The sequence below is a fragment of the Streptococcus orisratti DSM 15617 genome (assembly GCF_000380105.1).
Lineage (GTDB): Bacteria > Bacillota > Bacilli > Lactobacillales > Streptococcaceae > Streptococcus > Streptococcus orisratti.
This window is the reverse complement of sequence record NZ_KB904469.1, coordinates 1-18,330: the sequence shown is the minus strand read 5'-3', so window position 1 is coordinate 18,330 and position 18,330 is coordinate 1. Positions and strand designations below refer to the sequence as shown.

Sequence of the window (18,330 nt, the reverse complement as noted above, 5' to 3'; positions counted from 1 at the left end):
TCCTAAAAGAGGCGAACCCTATACCTCGCCTTACTTTCTATATGCTAGTTTCCATAATTCCAATAATAAGACAGCCTAGTTGGTGGGAAAATTGAATAACTAGAATTTGCCCAGTCGCCCTTACTAGCATTTGCACTTGAAACTACTTTTGTATTGTATTTAATGGTAGGACCATGAAATCTGGTTGCATGATGATAGTTTGAATAACTAAAAGTTTGTCCAGCCAACACCGTAATTCCATGTACCTCCGCCTACATTAGCAGCAAAAGCTACAATAGGGCTTGCTAGACTAACTACCAATACCAATGAAGTGACCAACTTTTTTATTTTCATAGCTTTCTCCTTTATGTAATACCATGTATATTAAAACATTTTAATCCGCTTGCACTTGCAAATTTTCTTTACGATCGTTTGAGATTATTCTCCTTTATAGTAAGCGTTCTCTTCACTTTTTCATTCTATCACGCTTTGACTTATTTGTAAATAAATACACTAATTTTAGTGTATAATCATAACCATTTCTGTGAACTGGTGATTTCAGAAGATAGACAAAATCCGATTTAGCAGTCAATTGACATGATGCTCTGCTAGGCAAAGTAAAAGTTATGAGCAAAATGAGTAGTAACCAGAGACTCTATCTTCAATCTCTGTTTTTTTGGAATCCAAAAAACAAGACCATTACTGATCTTGTTTTGTCCTGTTAATCTTACTTAGTGAGCCACAAGGTCTTGTGCAATTTCATGTCCAGTAGATGATGCTGGGAAGTAAGTTGGCCAATTGTCCATTTCTTCTAAGATCTCATCTTGACTTGTATTGCCCCAGAAAAGGTGGAAATGTTCAGCCTTGGTTTTTGAAATGTTGTGGTCACTAAATTGAATATATTTGAATTCGCCAGCGTTCTTATCATCTGTTTCAAAAAGATAACGAACACCACGATTTCCTTTTTTATAAGTCAAAATTTTATATCCAACGTATTTGTAGGTGAAGGTTTGTTTGACACCATTTTTAACAAAAGTAATTTTATTCTTTTTGCCATCAATCTTAATTTGTTCGACATCTGTCTTATAACCTGTTGTGTAGTATTCTTTGTATTCAGCAGCAGTCATTGCTCCTTGGGATTTTTTAGCCTTATAATCCCAAACCTCATCCAAAGTACCGTCTAAAAGATAAGGATAAACTGATTGCCAAGTACCTGTCCAATCAGTTAACTTACGGTCGGTAACATCTTTATCTTTAAAATAACCTGTTTGAACAGTTTTACTAGTATCAGTTTCAGGTTCAATAGCTTTTCCTTCTACCTCAGTAGTCAATTGCAAAGCTGCTAGATTTTTTCGCATCGTTGAGAAGTAATCTTCACCAGCTTTAATTTCTTTTGTTGTTAAACTTTCAATTGGATTGAGGACAGCTGTTTTTACATCGGCCTCACTTGCTAACGTTTTTGCTACCTTGCTTGAAGCATTTTCTTCAAAATAGATATACTTAATGCCATACTTCTTAACATATTTTGCTAATTCAGCCAAACGTTTTGCTGATGGCTCAGACTCAGCAGATACTCCTGTGATTGAGATTTGGTTCAATCCATAATCAAGTGCTAAGTAACCAAAAGCTGCGTGCTGTGTAACAAAGCTCTTTTGCTTAGCAGTTGATAAAGCAGCGCTATATTCCTTATCAAGTGCTTTAAGTTTTTCAATATAAGCGGCAGCATTTGCTTTAAATGTATCAGCTTTATCAGGATAAGCCTTAGAAAAACTATCACGAATATTTTCAACAACTGTAACAGCGCGAAGTGGCGACAACCAGACGTGTGGGTCAAATTCGTGATGATGTCCTTCTTCACCATGGTCTTCTTCGTCACCCTCTTCTGTACCAGCCATTAGTAGCATGTCCCCAGTTCCTTTGACAATGGTCTTCTTGCTAGTATCCATGCTCTTACTCAAACTGCTAACCCAAGTTTCCATACTATCATCCATATAAACAAATGCATCTGCATCTTGGATTGTGGCAATATTTTTTGTAGATGGTTCAAAATCATGTGGTTCAGTTCCCGCCTTGATTAACATGGAAACTTTAGCTTCACCCCCAAGAACCCCTTTGGTAAACTCATAGACAGGGTAAAATGTCGTTACAACATTAAGTTTACTGTCTGCTAAAACTAATTTTGCCTGACTAAGTTGCACAGTCAGGAAAACTCCCAACAAACTGATCATTAAAAGAATTTTCTTTTTCATGACATCTCCTCTTCTTAACTAGTTGTTTACTGGTTAAGTATATCATAATTGAAAATCTTTGCAAGTCTTTTCTTACAAAATCTTGAAAAATCTTATCATGTTGTTTTTTCAGAATATTCTGTGTTTTGTTTCGAGAATTAGTTTAGCCATGCTATAACAAAAGTGAAAAGAAGAATATTCAGATTAATTGTGTTGAAAAGCCAGTATCATCGAAGTCAAAACTAACAGTGATACATTAAACTTCAAGTAGTTTTTTAGATTTATTTATAGTCAATTAGTTTGTCTTTGATTACTTCGACGTAAGGGGAAACTCCGTTTCCTTATTTCCAACTTCAAACACTCTACTGGATTGTTTTAACTCGCTTTGCCGTACTTTACGAAAGTGACTTGCTTCGCATGTCTTATTTCCAACCTAGAACAGCCTAGAGGCTGTTCTAGCAACCTGCAGCTTATTGCCTTGTACTAAAAGCAAACTAAAAGACTAAAAAACCTCTGTGACTAAAACTCGCAGAGGTTTTTTGAAACTGATGCGGAACAGTGGCACTGTTTTATTGGGAAATAGCTTAGTCACTGACTGAGAAGCGGTTAGTCATAAGATTGCTAGCATCAAAGAGAATCTTGTTAAGCAACTTTTGGGTTTCTGCTTCAAGAAAATCGCTCATCGCTTGATTTTCAGCTTCAAAATCAATCGCTTCACCATTTGCCAAAGCTTTGTCAGCTGTGTGAATCATAGCATGGCCCTGAGCCATCGTTTTTTCAACGTAAGCTTCAATATCACCTTCATGTTGGTGGAAATGAGCATCTGCAATCGCAGCAATCAAGCGATTAACCCAATAGAAACTATTGGTAGATACATCAGCAGTCGTGTTAGCAAAGTAAGCTGGTGTGGTTGAGACTTGCGTAAAGAAGGGCACCATTGTCCCAAAAGGCGTAGATCCATAGGCCAACCACTGGACACCAGTGGTCTCATGAGGGCAATTAGGGCGCAACTGCATTAAAGCTGTTTGACTGGTTCTATTGATTCCGATAGTACGGAAACTACGTTGGCTGACCGAACTCCCCTCTGGTCCATAAGGATCATAAATCGTGTCCTGATAATGGTTGCTAAGAACATATTTGACATCCTCAATAGTGATTTTGCGATAGGGTTTTTGGCACCATGGAATAAAGAAACTGCGTGGATCTTGTTCAATTTCTGGGTTCAAGAATCGCTGCATGGCCCAAGCACGTGGGGTATTGTAATGACGATCTTTGTCACGCTGACTACCAAATGCATAGCGTGGATTGAAATGTTCATTGGAATATGTCAAATCCAGATCATATTTGGCAATAAATTCTTTTAAATCACTCGAACACATATAATCATCTGGATTGTTAAATTCAAAATGATCAATTCCCAACTGATTTGGATTGGTCACATAGGCATCATCCGGTACTCGGCGAGCAATCCAATGATGTCCACCGATAGTCTCCATCCACCAAATGTCATCCACATCAGAAAAGGCGATACCATTTGACTCATAAGTTCCATATTTTTCTAAAATGGCACCTAAACGCTCTACACCCTCTCGTGCAGAATGAATATAAGGCAAAACAAGCGTCAACATATCTTCCTCACCGATACCAGAGGCTACCAAAGGATCTGCTCCCAAAACGCGACTATTGGTTGTGATAGTCTCTGTTTCACTCATGGCTACATTGACTTCGTTGATTCCCGCTTCTCCCCAAATTCCTTCATTATCAAGCGCATTTGGGACAGAGGTATAGCGCATAGGTTTGTCAGGCAAATCAATCTCAAAACTAGACAAAACTGATTTGTAATGACGGGGCTGTTCTTCAGGGGTGATAACCTTGAACTGTTTAGGGCAAAAGTCACCATTTTGTGAATCTTCTGTACGGGCAATCATGGTTGAACCATCATAGGACGCTTTTTTTCCGACAAGAATTGTAGTACAACTCATTTGTATTTCCTCACTTATTTAATTTCTTCTCTATCCTATCACAGTTAAGAGAAAAGTTCAAAGTAAGTTTTATAATCTAGCAGTAAATCCTAAGACTAACTAAAGTTTCGTCGTACATAGATTAGCGCTAGCATTGACATAAGAAAAATAGCAGAGCCCAGAACCATGAAACTGGCCACTGATAGAGCTACTGGTAGAAGGGTCATGGTCAGTGTACCTAGAGGCATAAAGAGGATGGCAATAGTGAAGATAGTTGAGATAACTCGCCCCATATAGGCCTTGGCAACACGCAACTGAACTTGACTGAAAAAATGAATGTTAAAAATGGTTAGAAATCCTTCAAAAAGGAGGTTGCCGCTGTAGGAAAGCCACACAGGAAAATTCAAAAGTGGTGATAGAGATATGACCATCATACCCAGACCACTGAAGGCCAGCATCCATAGTAGAGAGCTCATACTGTTCTTCACTTTTCTAGCGACTAGTGCCCCGATAATCGATCCCACTGCTGCCAAACTCAAAAGACTAGCATAAGCACTGGAATCCTTGAAGAGATGATTTGTGAAGGGGAGAAGGTAATTAAACATAGCAATGAAAGTATTAATCAGCGCAGCGATAACTAGCAGGAAGAAAATTTCTTTCTCCTTTTTGATGTAGGTAAAGCCTTCTAAAATATCAGTGACAATAGCCTTGGCTGCTAAGGTTTTATTAGTTGGTTCAACTTCTTCCTCGGTTTCTAATTTGATAGCATAGAGACAAAGAAAAGATAAAAAGAAAGTCAAAGCATCGATGACAAGGGTCAAACGAATACCCAAATGATTAAAGATGAAAAACCCTACTACAGGTGAGCTTACCTTAATGATTTGCACGACAGTTTCAAGATTGGAATTGTAGGTGACAATGTCTGTTTTATCTACTACTTCTGGTATATAAGATTTGTAGGCAGGACCAGAGAAAGCACTGGAAATAGCAAGAATAACATTAGCCGCGATAAGGCCATAAAGTAGTAACTGCGTATTGCCAATAAAAGAAATTCCCAGACAAATAATAGCACAAAGCCCATCTGTTACCAGTAAAATTTTTCTTCGTTTGAAACGGTCTGCCAGAGCACCACCGAAAGGGTTGAGAACGATAGACACCAATAGCTCTGCAATTTGATAAATCCCAAGAAACTTTTGACCCAGACTGCCCATAGAAGCAATCCAAGTGCTATTTCCGTAGTCATACAAAACATCACCCAGTTTGTTAATGGCACGGCTAGACAATAATTTAAGTCCATTTAAATTCATAATAATCCCCTTAATCTAAAATATATAACCAAACTGCTGACGGCTTCTTTACAATCAAAAATCTGTCACAGACTTGAATAAACACAAACTAACTTTCTAGTAAAGATAGGATGAAAGGTTGCAGATAATTCAAACGTATTTCCTATCCGCAGTGTGCAGGCAAGACTAATCTTCTTCCCAATAAGTCTAATAATGTCTGAGTTTGACGCTCGAAGAGGCTAATACTCTTCGAAAATCAAAATTATCCGTTGTCAACTTGCCTTGATGAACTCAAGTTCTATCGTCGGCTTCGTTTCCTAGGCTACTTTTGATTTTCATTGAGTATAATCATCTTGTTTGGTCTATTGTTATTATAAAAGATTAAAAGGACAAACGAAAAAAATTCCCATAAACAGGAATTTTACTTAGTAACACGGGTAAAGTGGTCTTGAAAAGTCTGAGCATGATATTTAGAGCCTGTGACTTGAAAACAAAAGATAGCATTTTTCATCATCTCCAAACCAGATGAATGCCCCTTGGCATAGGCCAAAAAGCCCTTTTCGTAAAGCAGAATAATGCGATGATAGGCGTTGCGTTCATTATAAAGCATTGGCTCGACTTTTTCTAAAAAATAGCTTGCCTCAAGCAAGTCTCCACGCTCAGTCAGTGTTTCTACCACATTTAAGAGAGTCGTTTCCACAACGTTCTTGTTGGTCGGTACATCCTGGTAAAAGTCCTTACGCTTAAGAACTTCCTTAACCATGCGGCAAATAAGATCCGTCTTGTAATAACGATAGAGATTACCAATTAAAATTAATTCATCAATCTCCCACTGCTCCTTCTGAAACAGATAGTCTGCTAAAAAGTCTAAGTCTGACTGATTCATTGTCCTTGATGGGGCACACTCACAAATCATCCCTTTAAAGAGAATAATATTTAGTTTCGCTCTCATATTTGAAGAATCCTTACGCAACTTCTCTTCCTCATCTAGAATCATGTCTTCTAGACCAGCCACATTTTTCTGATAATGGTATTTCGCCATCTGAGACATGAGCACTTTTTGACCAACTCTCTGATAATCATTAACCCTATCCATAAATTCTCTCGTTGATAAGCCAATAGCATCTAAAGCCTGCAAAAACTTGGTTAAAGATAGGTCAGATTCTCCCCGTTCAAAGCGAGACAGCTGCGATACAGACAAATCATCTGACGCTACCTGCTTGAGAGAAAACTGACGATTTTTCCGAAACTCCCTAAAAATCGGACCGTATATGAACATAGAAACTCCTTTCTGACAAGAATGTACTCATTAAAAATTGTGTTCTTATTATATCAAATTTTGAAAAAAGCAAAAGGAGATAAGCGATATCTCCTAATGATTCATTTTAGGTATTAAGCAAATGTCCATTTTTTACCAAAATAGTGGACTAACGCAAAAAGTAATAAGGTTGCACTAGACAAGACCGCAAATCCTATAAAGTTAGTAATTATAAAAGAGACTTTAAAATTTGAAAATAATGCTACTAGCTTTAAAGCATTTATCTGATTTATAGGAAAAAGATACAATAAAGTATTTACCAGACCCTCTTGAAAGACACGTTGTAAGAACATTGGTAATAAATAGAGAGTAAGTGAACTTGTAAAAGAGGTCAAAGGTGATTGAGCAAATAGAGATATAAGTAATGACATTCCTGTGACTAGCAGAAGTCCAGCAAAATGAAGTCCCAACATCCATAAATAAAGATGTAGATGATTCCATTCCAATGGAAAATCAAAAAATTTGAGTTCTAAATTTGTTTGAATACTAGAATTCCAACCACTTGTGTCATACATCAAACTGAATACCATCAAGTTTAAAAATTGAGTCAACAAATAAATTATTAAACACAATAACAAGCTTGCCCATAATTTTGTTGAAATCAATTTGCTTCTACCATATTTTGTGCTATATAATATTTGATTCATCTGCCTTGAACTATCTTCTGAAAAAATAAGGGAAGCAATAAGCATTATGAGAATAGCAGTCAATAAGCTAATATTACTTTGCACCTTGTATAAATCTCCCCAAGGCACATAATTTCCAATCTTGAGTGGTTTTTGAAATGTTTTGAAGCCAATAGCGTTAACACTACGAAGAACAACATCTTTAATGGTTACTCGTTGTCCCTTATTAACAGCATCAATCATACTTGTGTAAATATCTTCCGTCTTTTCTTGACTTATATAAGTATCTGCTACTTGCCAGTAAAAGAGATAGAAAGGCCCTTCATATCTGTTTTTTCTTATGTGTGATTGATAGGTCTCGAAATAATCTGACAAAATCATTTTGACTTTATCATCTGTTAAATCGCCTGTATAATCTTTGGAGATTTTCTGATCAATGGTCTTGGTATAACCATCAGCCATATTACTTCTTCCAGACAACTGAGAATGTGATTGATAGTAACCGACATAAAAAATGCCGCTTAACATGAATAAACTAACAAAAAGACAGCTAATAATAGTTTTATTTTTCAATACCTTTTGAATCTCATAGCTTAATAGTCTCATTACCTTCACTCCTCTCTAAAATAATAGAGGTATAAGTCTTCCAAATTTGGTGCTACTTCTTCAGCGTCTCTTATAGGCTTTACTAACGATACTATTCTTAAGATTTCTTGACCATTTTCATGACGACGATTGCTCACAACATAATTTATTTCTAATTGTTTCGCTTGACTTTCTGTCACCCGACACTCCCAAACCTGATGATTAATTTCTAAAAGTAATTCTTGAGAACTACCGCTATTTTGAATACACCCTTCTTTTAAAATTAAAATATCGTCAGCAAGAGCCTCTACATCAGAAACAATGTGAGTAGAAAGAATAACAATTTTGTCTTTTGAAATACTACTAAGTAATTTGCGAAATTTAACTCTCTCCTTTGGGTCCAGTCCAACAGTTGGCTCGTCTAAAATTAAAATTTGTGGGTCATTGATTAGGGCCTGCGCTATTCCTAAACGTTGTTTCATTCCACCAGAGAACTTCTTGATTTTTTTATTTCCAATATTCTCCAATCCAACTAATTGTAGCAGTTCTTGACAACGCTGATTGGCTAGAGAAGAAGATAAACCTTTTAAAGCTGCGATATAAAGTAAGAATTTCTTGGCTGTAAAATCTGGATAGTAAGCAAACTCTTGTGGTAAAAATCCTAAAATCGTTCGATAGGCTTCTGCTTGATTGACAATCTCCTTTCCATTGTAACTTACTCGACCATAATCAGGTTTCATTAGCCCACAAATAATGCGAAATAAGGTCGTTTTCCCAGATCCATTTGCTCCAAGCAAACCATAGACTCCGGCAGTAAATGTATAAGATATACTATCTAGAACTTTTACACTACCGTAAGATTTTTGAATGCCCTCCAATTTTAATTCCATAATAATCTATCCTCCATAATTTTCCGAATCTGAATGGTAATAAGGCCAATTAAGCAAGCTGTTGTTATCAAATAAATTACCAACCAATAGACCAATTTGACTTGATAGATTGAAAACTGATTCATGACAATAAAACCTATCATAAAAAGAATTCCTGTTACCATCCACATATGATGAAGAGACACCCCTCTTCTCCAAATCCCTACTAGCACTAACAACAGAATACAAATGAGATTGTAAGGCACAAGTAAGTAAAGCATAATTTTAAAAAATGGAATAGCATATAATGACTTCGTTAGAAGTGACAATACAAAAATGAGAAACAAATCAACCGTACCTAAAATAAACAGTTTCGTCAAGGTATATTGCCTCAAGTCGTATTTGAAAGTTTGTTCTAATTCCCACATTCCTGATGTGAAACTTTTAAAGATTTCATCTAAAAAAAATAGTACCGAAATAACAAGTAGAAACGTTAGACTTTTCATCAAACTAGCTGTCGTGAGAAAAGAAAAACGGTAGACGGCTATTACACTAATAAGCAGAATACCAAATTGACTTATCCATGTTTGCCAATTAATGTATCGAAGTGCATGAAGCAACAGATTAAGATAAGCGTAACGTTCTACTTGACTTGACATTATTTTCTTTTGACCATAGTCAATCACAGAAGACATCCCTTTTTTATCACTTACCAGATGATAGGTCTGTAGTTTTTTTTCAACCTCTTTTGTCATTTAAGAAATCCTCCCTATCTAATAATTTTTCTAATTTTTTTAACCCTTGATAAATACGTGATTGTGCCGTTGAGACCCCGACACCACTGATTTTAGCAATGTCCTTGACTTTCAAACCATGATAATATTTCAAAATAATTGCTTCCCTTTGGTGAGTCGGCAATTTATCCAATGCTTCTTGAATGAGTTGATGCTCAACCTGTGTTTCTAAATGATTTATGGGCGTCTCCCTGTTAGAAATAAGTTGTTGCTCATTCAGTTCTATTTGGTCAATCTGCTTCTTTTTATAATAATTGTGGCACGTGTTAACTGCAATGGTAAAAAGATAATTGTATAGTTTTCCTGAATAGCGATAATGATAAATATTTTCGATAAGCTTCACAAAGATGTCTTGTGTCAAATCAGTCGCTAAAATTCTATTACCATAGCATCTACGAACACAATAACAATAAATGCCATCATAATATTTTTTAACCAACTTTTCCCAAGCGTCTGTATCGCCTCTTTTTATTTTATGAATTAAGATGTAATCTTCTAACATAAATCCTCATATCCTAACTGTCCTTCACTCTATATTAACAATATTTTTCAAAAAATCATTTAAACAATAACATTTTTATATTAATTTTTTAGAATTGAGAAACAGCTTTTTAAACTATAGTCATTCCAGTTTGCTTTTAGTACTAGGTAACAATCTGCAGGCATGATTGGAGGATGGCAAAGCGAGGTAACGAAGTAATAAAAATCATAAAAGAAGAGAGTGTCATAGACAAACTCTCCTCTTGCTTATAATATTTAATATTTAAAATATAGGCATTCATTCTAAATCATTTGTACCTACCTCCCCACCAGAGTGGCATGAGTTCACCAAGTGTGATGGTTTCTCGTTTATCGTAATCAACCATAAATTCCGTCTGCTTGTTTTTCTCAGACAGTTGCAACAGAAATTCACGGCAAGCTCCGCAGGGCATGCCAGAGGCTTCACCGTAAGGTGCTTTATCACAAAAGGCAATGATGCATTTAATTGCTGTTTGACCAGACTGCTGGTACATGTTAAAGGCGGCAGAGCGTTCTGCACAGAGGTGGAAAACTCCCGAGGTCGCTTCAAAACAGTACCCTGTAAAAATTTGACCGTCTTCAGCCTCAATAGCTGCCACAACATGATTGGCATAGATGAGGGGAGAGACATAGTGAGGAGTTGTAACCTCTTTTAGCTTCCTCATACAGTTTTTACCAGATATCTATCGTCTGCTTCCTTTCTTACCGCACTTCCGCTCCGACTTGTTCGGTTAGGGCTTTGCTGATTTTTTCTTGAAATACTTTTTCAGATTTTTGAATTTGATTGACAAAATCATTGTAGTTGCTGCTGGTTTGAGGAAGCAAAAGAGACCATTTTTTCAACATTCCACCATAACCATTTAGCTTTCCAATATGATTGTCAACCCCTTTTTCATTGCTTGGAAACAGTAGACCACCTATTCGGGTTTCTAAAATATAAGAATAACTAATCAGCTGAAATAAATCTCCCCGAGCAATACCCTTCTCAGTCGTTTCCAGTCTTTTATATTTGGCATCTAAAACAATACTGGAATGGCGATTGTAAAAGTCGGGATAAACTTTTCGACCATTACCTTTTTGGAAAACAGAAATACCACCTTTTCCCGCCTTGTTCTGCGGATGCTCAAATTCAGGTAACAAGGTCGCTAGATATTCTTCCCAGAGCCAGGCGCCATCAATCAAGAAACCTGAAACTTCCTGCTGGTTTTGCTGGTAAGGCATGACAGTTTCCCGTCTTAAAATGGCAATGCAAAGTCGTTGCAAATCCCGATACTCATGATAATAAGCATGACGCAGCGGTTTCTTAATATTGGTCAGTAAAATTTGAGATAAAGACTTCTTTTGGTAATTCTGACTATTTTGGACAATGACATCAACATTTTCACGGCTGGTCTTATCAGATAGCCAAAGCTTGTCATATCCCTTTTTCTTTAAAAAATCAATGGTATAACGCACCAGATGGATTACCGCATTCTCACTGCTCCGCTCACGTGTATCATAAGCAATTTTTCCTATAAAAGGAAGGTCCTCCTTGAGAAAACGATTAACATCAATACGCCCACGGAGGTTAGCATCATTATAGTGAAAATGCCGATACTCTTTGTAAATGCCTTTGGTCAAGGCTTTGTTGAGATAATAGGGAAAAAGAAAGACTAGAAAGTTGAGGTAATTATGTTTACGTGCACTCATCATAAAGTCAGTCACATTGAAATGCAGCACTTTCTCCAGCATATAGAAGAAAAAGAAATTATTCTCATCATCGAAACGAGACTGAATGAAAAGCTCTTCTTCACCACGCTTCAAAATTCCCATGACATTGCCGGTCTGTAATTCATTTCCAATCGTTTCTAAAATCTTTTGACTGCTTTCAAGATCATTGGATTCTGATAAATCAGCTGGAAAGATAAAAAGGCCTTCTTTCTGAAAATTCTCTAAAGTTTTATTAGCGATTTGATTTAAAAAATCATCTGATATTTTAACATCATTTCGCTGTTTCTTACCGTTATCCTTGAGCTGTATCATCAGCAGTTTCCTCAACTTTATCGGATAGATAATAAGCATCCTTAAAAGATTCCATCAGCTTAGCTTCGTTAAGTTGCCCGCGGACATAATCCTCTAAAAGCGGCTCTAAGTAATCAGACCAAAGTACATTGTAATCATAAGCGATATTCTTCAATTTCAAGAAATAAGACGGTCCGATATGGTAGTGAGAATTGAGACCTTCTGTGTCTGAAATAACATTGTTGAGATTGGTCAAGCGTGTTTTCGCTTCCTCAGCATTATCGCCTAATTGCTCGTCCAACATTTCCAATCTATCCTCTGCTTTCACTTCCACAAACCTAAAACGCCTACGCATCGCAAAATCAAAAGTATCCACCGAACGATCAATATCATTCATAGTTCCAATGATATAGACATTTTCAGGAATATAAAATTTGTCATCTGTCTCATGCATATTAGCGTATTGTGTCGAAATAGCACCAGTCGTTCCCCGATAGTTGGGGTCCAACGAGAAAAACAGCTCTCCAAAAATTTTAGCCATATCTCCACGGTTGATTTCATCAATAAGAAAGATGAACGGTTTATTCTTATCCGCCACTTCAGAACTTGGTTTCTTATAAGGTATAAGCTCAAATTTATTTTCTAATTTTTCAAGAACCTTTCTTCCTTGTCCACGATAGTAGGTTTGTTTATCATATGAACTATTTTTATAAAGTTCGTAAACATAAGACTTTGTTAGAACAGTTCCTTGAGCTTTGCTCTCATAGTTGACATTTAAATTATTTCGACTGTTAACCGTCAGATAAGATTGTTCTGTCAATCGCTCCTTTTCATCATTGTTATTAATAAATTCAAGATAGGCATTCCAAGCTGAATCAAAATTATCTTGTCCACCACTTTCACCCGTTTTCTTCGCTTTCTCACAAAATGCTTTAAAAATACCATCGTGTAGTTCAAAGCCTATACTACCATCAACATTAACAGGACGAAGCCCTTCGACAAAGTCAGTGTAGTCATAATTGGGATGAAATTGGACAAATTCAAATTGAGGATTATCTCCCAACTCCTCCACATCGCAACCGATCATCTCGGCTGCTATCTGACGGGCTAGGTAAGTCTTACCAGTGCCCGGTGCACCGCGGAAGATGAGGTTTTTGGAGGATTTTAATGCACCAATATGAGTTTTTTTCATGTCTAGCTTCTCACTTTCTAAAAAAATCAAGTATTCTTTAGCATAATCTCTTTTCTTAAAATTAGCATATTGGATGCGCTGTGGATTACCGACATATCTTTGGTTAATAATCTCCTGCATCTCTTTAGGATAAGTTTTTATTATTCGATCAATGATTAGCTTAGCTTCTAAAAAATCAGTCCTTTCCAAGGAAAATAAATTTTCTGGAAGTGTTGATAAACTTTTTTTTTCCTTGCTTGTAAGGACCTTTATCTCTAACAAGAGTTCCTTAATTGAGCTAAATTTTGTATCACTGCTATCATTCCATTGTTTATTGCCACTTAGCCAATTCGCCTTTGCATCTTCAGCTATCCAACCATCTTTTGATTTCTTACGATGGCACCACGCTTTAAATTCTTTTTCCCTTTGACTTGATAGATCCATAATTTCCTCACATTCTTGTATTCTACATTATACCAAAAAATCCACCTATTAGGATGGATTCTAATGATTATCTCACTTCCGCTCCGACTTGTTCGGTTAGGGCTTTGGTGATTTTTTCCATGTATTTGGCAACTTCTTCGTCAGTCAGGTTGTCACTTGAGTTTTGGAAGGTTAGGCTGTAGGCCATTGATTTCTTGCCAAGTCCTAGCTTTTCACCAGTAAAGACATCAAAGAGTTTAATAGCAATTAAGCGTTTGACACCGGCCGATTGGATTGCAGCTACAATATCCTGATGGCTGATTTCTGTGTCCAAAAGCAGAGCCATATCTCGAGAAACGGTAGGGAATTTGCTGATTTCTTGGAAGACTTTGTCGTCAGAAAGCGCAGCTTCAATAGCATCCAAGTTCAATTCAGCCACGTAAGTTGGTGGAATGCTATAGTCTTTGGCTGTTTGCGGATGCACTTGACCAACAAAACCAATAGTCTCACCATTAAGCATGACAGCTGCCGTACGTCCTGGGTGCATGCTTGCCAGAGATTTGTCAGCAACAAAATCCAAGGCTAAGCCAAGCTTGTCTGCCAAAGCTTCAACGATACCTTTAGCATAGAAGAAATCAACAGGTATTGCCTTAGTTTGGAAATCTTTTTCAGCAACCAATCCAGAAATAGCAAAGGCAAAGGTATTGATTTCATTTGGCAATTCAGTTTTTGGATTGCCTTTTTGTTCAAAAACTTTACCGATTTCATAGATAGCCAAATTACTGTTCTTACGCGCTACATTGTAGGCTACAGTATCCAACATACCGGATACGATGTTTTGACGAAGGGCAGAACGCTCAACTGACATAGGCCACATAAGCTCGGTCACATTGCTAGGATTAAGAGCGAATTCTACAGCTTTCTCAGGCGTTGTTAAAGCATATGAAATAATTTCTGACAAACCTGCACTTTCTGCAATCGTACGCACTTGGCGACGCAATTTTTGACTGACTGTCAATTCACCCGCTGTTCCAGCAGCTTCTGGCAGAGTGGTTGGCAACTTGTCATAACCATAGATACGGGCAATTTCTTCTACCAAGTCAGCTTGGATAGCAATGTCCCAACGACGACGTGGAACAGAAACGGTAAATTTATCACCATTACCCGCAACACCAAAACCAAGTTTTGCAAAGACGTCTTCAATGTCAGCGTAAGTCAATTCTGTTCCCAGACGAACATTAACATAATCAAGAGTCGTTGATACCTCAACATCATCAGTTGGAACTGAACCAGATTCAACACGACCAGCAAGAACTGTTCCGTCAGCTAATTCTGTAAGCATTGCTGCTGCAAAATCAAGAGCTTCAGCAACAGTTGCATAGTTGATACCTTTTTCAAAACGCGAAGAAGATTCTGAACGCAAGTTGAGACGACTGCTGGTTTTGCGAATAGATTTACCAGCAAAGACAGCCGCTTCTAAAAGCACATTTTTAGAAGATTGGTCAATTTCGGTCGCCTGACCGCCCATGACTCCACCAAGAGCAACAGGCTTACCAGCTACGCTAATCACAATGTCCTCTGCTATCAAATCACGCTCTTCACCATCAAGAGTTACCAGTTTTTCACCATCACGCGCACTGCGTGCAACAACTTTCTTGTCTTCAAATTTATCCAAATCAAAAGCGTGCATTGGTTGACCAAAGTACAACAAGACATAGTTTGTCACATCAACAACGTTGTTGATTGGACGGATACCAGCATTCATCAAAAGGTTTTGCAGCCATTGTGGACTTGGTTTAACAGTCACATTTTCAACAACACGCGCTTTATAAGTCAAAACTTTATCAGATTCGATAGCAACATCGATAACGTCTTTTGCAGCTTTAGAAACTTCTTGAAGTTCTTTTTCTGGGAAATGAACTTCTTTACCATAAATAGCAGCCACTTCATGAGCAACCCCGCGCATAGAAAGAGCATCCGCACGATTTGGTGTGATAGATAATTCAATGATTTCATCATCCAAATCAAGGTATGGGAAAATGCTATCACCTGGTTTAGCATCTTCAGGCAAAATTTGAATACCATCAGAAAATTCTTTTGGAATAATAGAATCTGGCAAACCAAGTTCTTGAAGCGAACAAATCATACCAAGTGATTCCATACCGCGGATTTTACCTTTTTTGATTTTGTAGTTATCCGCAATACGAGCACCCGGAACTGCTACGATAACATTGATTCCAGCAGTCACATTTGGAGCTCCACAGACAATTTGACGCAATTCATCATCGCCTGTATCAACTTGGCACAGGTGCAAATGTGTTTCTGGAACATCTTCACAAGATACAACGTGACCAACAACTAGTTTTGTCAAACCTTCAGATGGTGTTGAAACTCCTTCAACCTCAATTCCTGTTGTTGACATTTTTTCAGAAAGCTCATGTGTTGTTACATCAACATCAACAAGCTCTTTTAACCATTTATAACTTACTAACATAATAATGTGTTAAAAGCTTTTTACATTCAAAACGCATTTGAAATGTAAGCTTCTTTATCCCTTCTACTGTTATTCTTTTAAGGCTTTTCTCATAAGCCAGTCTGTATCTACTTTATCGCCAACTTTAAAAGAGTGTTCTGAAAATTTTTCAAAGCCATATTTTTGGTAAAAAACCTGTGCCCTGATATTATTTTCCCAGACACCTAACCAAGCCCAATCAAAGCGACCTTCTTTTGCCATATCAAGCGCTAGCGTAAATAATTTCTTACCTAAGCCTAATCCTTGACACTCGTTAAGGATATAAATGCGCTGAATTTCAAAGGCATTTTCTAATTCGTGCTCAGTCTGCGCAGCACCCCAATTGACTTTCATAAAGCCAACCTCACGCCCATCAACCAAGACAAAACGAACATCAGATTCTGGGTTGATTATCTCTTTTTTGAGTTGCTCCAAAGTATAACTATCATCAAAAAACTGTTGGAGTTCCTCTTCGGTATTATCAAAAGCAAAAGTTTCACGGAAAGTCTGAATGCTAAGTTCTTGCAAAGTTGCTAACTTGTCCAAAGTCACTTTTTTTATCGTTATTTCTGACAATAGCTCTCCCTCCAATCGTTTTTCTATCCTCTCTCGTTATTTAAATTGTTCTGAGAAACGGACATCCCCTTGGTAAAAACCACGAATGTCGTTGATACCATAGCGAAGCATTGCGATACGTTCTTGACCAAGCCCAAAAGCAAAGCCAGAATATTTTTCAGAATCAACGCCAGACATTTCTAAAACGCGAGGGTGAACCATACCAGCACCAAGAATTTCAATCCAACCCGTTTTCTTGCAGACATTACATCCCTTACCACCACATTTGAAACATGAAACGTCAACTTCTACGGATGGCTCTGTGAATGGGAAATAAGATGGTCGAAGACGAATCTTACGATCAGCACCAAACATTTTTTGGCTAATCATTTCAAGTGTTCCTTTGAGGTCACCCATTGAAATATTTTCACCGACAACAAGACCTTCAATTTGGTGGAATTGGTGGCTGTGAGTAGCGTCATCTGTATCACGACGGAAGACACGCCCTGGTGAGATCATCTTCAAAGGACCTTTCGAAAAGTCGTGTTTATCAAGCGTACGCGCTTGAACAGGACTTGTGTGAGTACGAAGTAAGATTTCCTCAGTGATGTAGAAGGTATCTTGCATATCACGCGCTGGGTGATCCTTTGGCAAATTCATCCGCTCAAAGTTGTAATAATCTTGTTCAACTTCAAAACCATCCACAACTTGGAACCCCATCCCCAAGAAAATGTCTTCAATTTCTTCACTAGTTTGACTGAGGATATGACGATTTCCCAAAGAAACTTTTCGACCTGGTAGGGTCACATCGATACTTTCTGCATCTAATTGTGCTTGAATTTTTGCGGCTTCAACAATTTTAGCCGTTTCGTCAAAAGCCTCTGTTAAAATGTCACGAACTTCGTTGACCATTTTACCTACGACAGGGCGTTCCTCTTTTGACAAATCTTTAAGCCCCTTCAAAAGATCTGTTAGAGAGCCTTTTTTCCCTAAGACAGCAACACGAAGATCTTGTAGTTCTTTAGCGTGATTACCTTTCATTTCAGCCAATTTAGTCTGAGTTGAAGTCTTTAATTCTTCTAATTGAGTTTGTAAATCCATGGTTATCCTTTCCCTGTTTAAGGCCTGATTGAAACAAAAAACGCGTCAAACTCCACATCGGAGCGTTGACACGCGGTACCATCCGTTTTCATCTGACAAGCAGACCTTAATTGTTTGTCTTTTTACATGAGTGAATTGGCAAAACTTCCATCTGATTGGCTTCCAGTCAACGACCAACCTTCCCTGTTAGACTTCCATTAAGTTACTAGTCTCATAAGACACTATTCAATTAACTACTAGTGTAACAAATATCTGAGATTTTTTCAATCACTTTTCTCCTTGAAATAGCATATCATGGTATAACCTAAATTCTCAAAGTAAATTCTAGTCTAACACCAAAACTGGAAATTAGACTGAGACAAAAAAATAAGGTAGAACTTACTATGGGACAAGTTGGTAACT

15 protein-coding genes and 1 pseudogene are annotated in these 18,330 nt (G+C 37.4%); all 16 read right to left on the bottom strand.

The window, feature by feature from the left end; all coding sequences use genetic code 11:
• Positions 1-44: 44 nt before the first annotated feature.
• The 16 genes and pseudogenes from A3I7_RS14860 to pheS all read right to left on the bottom strand — a co-directional run bounded on the left by A3I7_RS14860 (position 45) and on the right by pheS (position 17,928).
• Entirely contained in the window at positions 45-230 is a 186-nt protein-coding gene (locus tag A3I7_RS14860; protein ID WP_425423204.1) for a lactococcin 972 family bacteriocin, read from the bottom strand.
• Positions 208-333: a hypothetical protein gene (locus A3I7_RS14755; protein ID WP_018375885.1), complete on the bottom strand. Its 126-nt coding sequence runs from the start codon at positions 331-333 to the stop codon at positions 208-210. Before A3I7_RS14755 ends, A3I7_RS14860 begins: the two co-directional genes overlap by 23 nt.
• A 377-nt stretch (positions 334-710) precedes the next feature.
• On the bottom strand, positions 711-2,228 hold the full coding sequence (locus tag A3I7_RS0106015; protein WP_018375884.1) for a zinc ABC transporter substrate-binding protein AdcA: 1,518 nt from the start codon (positions 2,226-2,228) through the stop codon (positions 711-713).
• A 563-nt stretch (positions 2,229-2,791) separates the two neighbouring features.
• Positions 2,792-4,189 (bottom strand): C69 family dipeptidase, encoded by a 1,398-nt coding sequence (locus tag A3I7_RS0106010; protein WP_018375883.1) that lies wholly within the window; start codon positions 4,187-4,189, stop codon positions 2,792-2,794.
• Between the two features lie 95 nt (positions 4,190-4,284).
• Positions 4,285-5,475: an MFS transporter gene (locus A3I7_RS0106005; protein ID WP_018375882.1), complete on the bottom strand. Its 1,191-nt coding sequence runs from the start codon at positions 5,473-5,475 to the stop codon at positions 4,285-4,287.
• Positions 5,476-5,875: 400 nt separating this feature from the next.
• Positions 5,876-6,733, bottom strand: a complete 858-nt coding sequence (locus A3I7_RS0106000; protein WP_018375881.1) for a helix-turn-helix domain-containing protein — start codon at positions 6,731-6,733, stop codon at positions 5,876-5,878.
• Between the two features lie 113 nt (positions 6,734-6,846).
• Positions 6,847-8,004 carry an ABC transporter permease subunit gene (locus A3I7_RS0105995; protein ID WP_018375880.1) on the bottom strand — a complete coding sequence of 386 codons (1,158 nt, stop codon included), beginning with the start codon at positions 8,002-8,004 and terminating at the stop codon, positions 6,847-6,849.
• A gap of 5 nt (positions 8,005-8,009) precedes the next feature.
• Complete coding sequence (locus tag A3I7_RS0105990; protein WP_018375879.1) at positions 8,010-8,873, bottom strand: ABC transporter ATP-binding protein; 864 nt, start codon at positions 8,871-8,873, stop codon at positions 8,010-8,012.
• Positions 8,864-9,607 (bottom strand): hypothetical protein, encoded by a 744-nt coding sequence (locus A3I7_RS0105985; RefSeq protein ID WP_018375878.1) that lies wholly within the window; start codon positions 9,605-9,607, stop codon positions 8,864-8,866. Before A3I7_RS0105985 ends, A3I7_RS0105990 begins: the two co-directional genes overlap by 10 nt.
• On the bottom strand, positions 9,591-10,148 hold the full coding sequence (locus A3I7_RS0105980) for an RNA polymerase sigma factor (RefSeq protein WP_018375877.1): 558 nt from the start codon (positions 10,146-10,148) through the stop codon (positions 9,591-9,593). Before A3I7_RS0105980 ends, A3I7_RS0105985 begins: the two co-directional genes overlap by 17 nt.
• A 286-nt stretch (positions 10,149-10,434) precedes the next feature.
• Positions 10,435-10,834, bottom strand: a pseudogene (locus A3I7_RS13160) (cytidine deaminase family protein).
• Positions 10,835-10,867: 33 nt separating this feature from the next.
• Positions 10,868-12,187: a 5-methylcytosine restriction system specificity protein McrC gene (locus A3I7_RS0105970; protein ID WP_018375875.1), complete on the bottom strand. Its 1,320-nt coding sequence runs from the start codon at positions 12,185-12,187 to the stop codon at positions 10,868-10,870.
• Positions 12,168-13,781: an McrB family protein gene (locus tag A3I7_RS12560; RefSeq protein WP_018375874.1), complete on the bottom strand. Its 1,614-nt coding sequence runs from the start codon at positions 13,779-13,781 to the stop codon at positions 12,168-12,170. Before A3I7_RS12560 ends, A3I7_RS0105970 begins: the two co-directional genes overlap by 20 nt.
• Positions 13,782-13,848: 67 nt before the next feature.
• On the bottom strand, positions 13,849-16,254 hold the full coding sequence (gene pheT / locus A3I7_RS0105960; RefSeq protein WP_018375873.1) for a phenylalanine--tRNA ligase subunit beta: 2,406 nt from the start codon (positions 16,252-16,254) through the stop codon (positions 13,849-13,851).
• Between the two features lie 69 nt (positions 16,255-16,323).
• Complete coding sequence (locus tag A3I7_RS0105955; protein WP_018375872.1) at positions 16,324-16,848, bottom strand: GNAT family N-acetyltransferase; 525 nt, start codon at positions 16,846-16,848, stop codon at positions 16,324-16,326.
• 36 nt (positions 16,849-16,884) lie between these two features.
• Positions 16,885-17,928, bottom strand: coding sequence for a phenylalanine--tRNA ligase subunit alpha (gene pheS, locus A3I7_RS0105950; protein WP_018375871.1), 1,044 nt, complete (start codon positions 17,926-17,928; stop codon positions 16,885-16,887).
• Between the last annotated feature and the right edge of the window lie 402 nt (positions 17,929-18,330).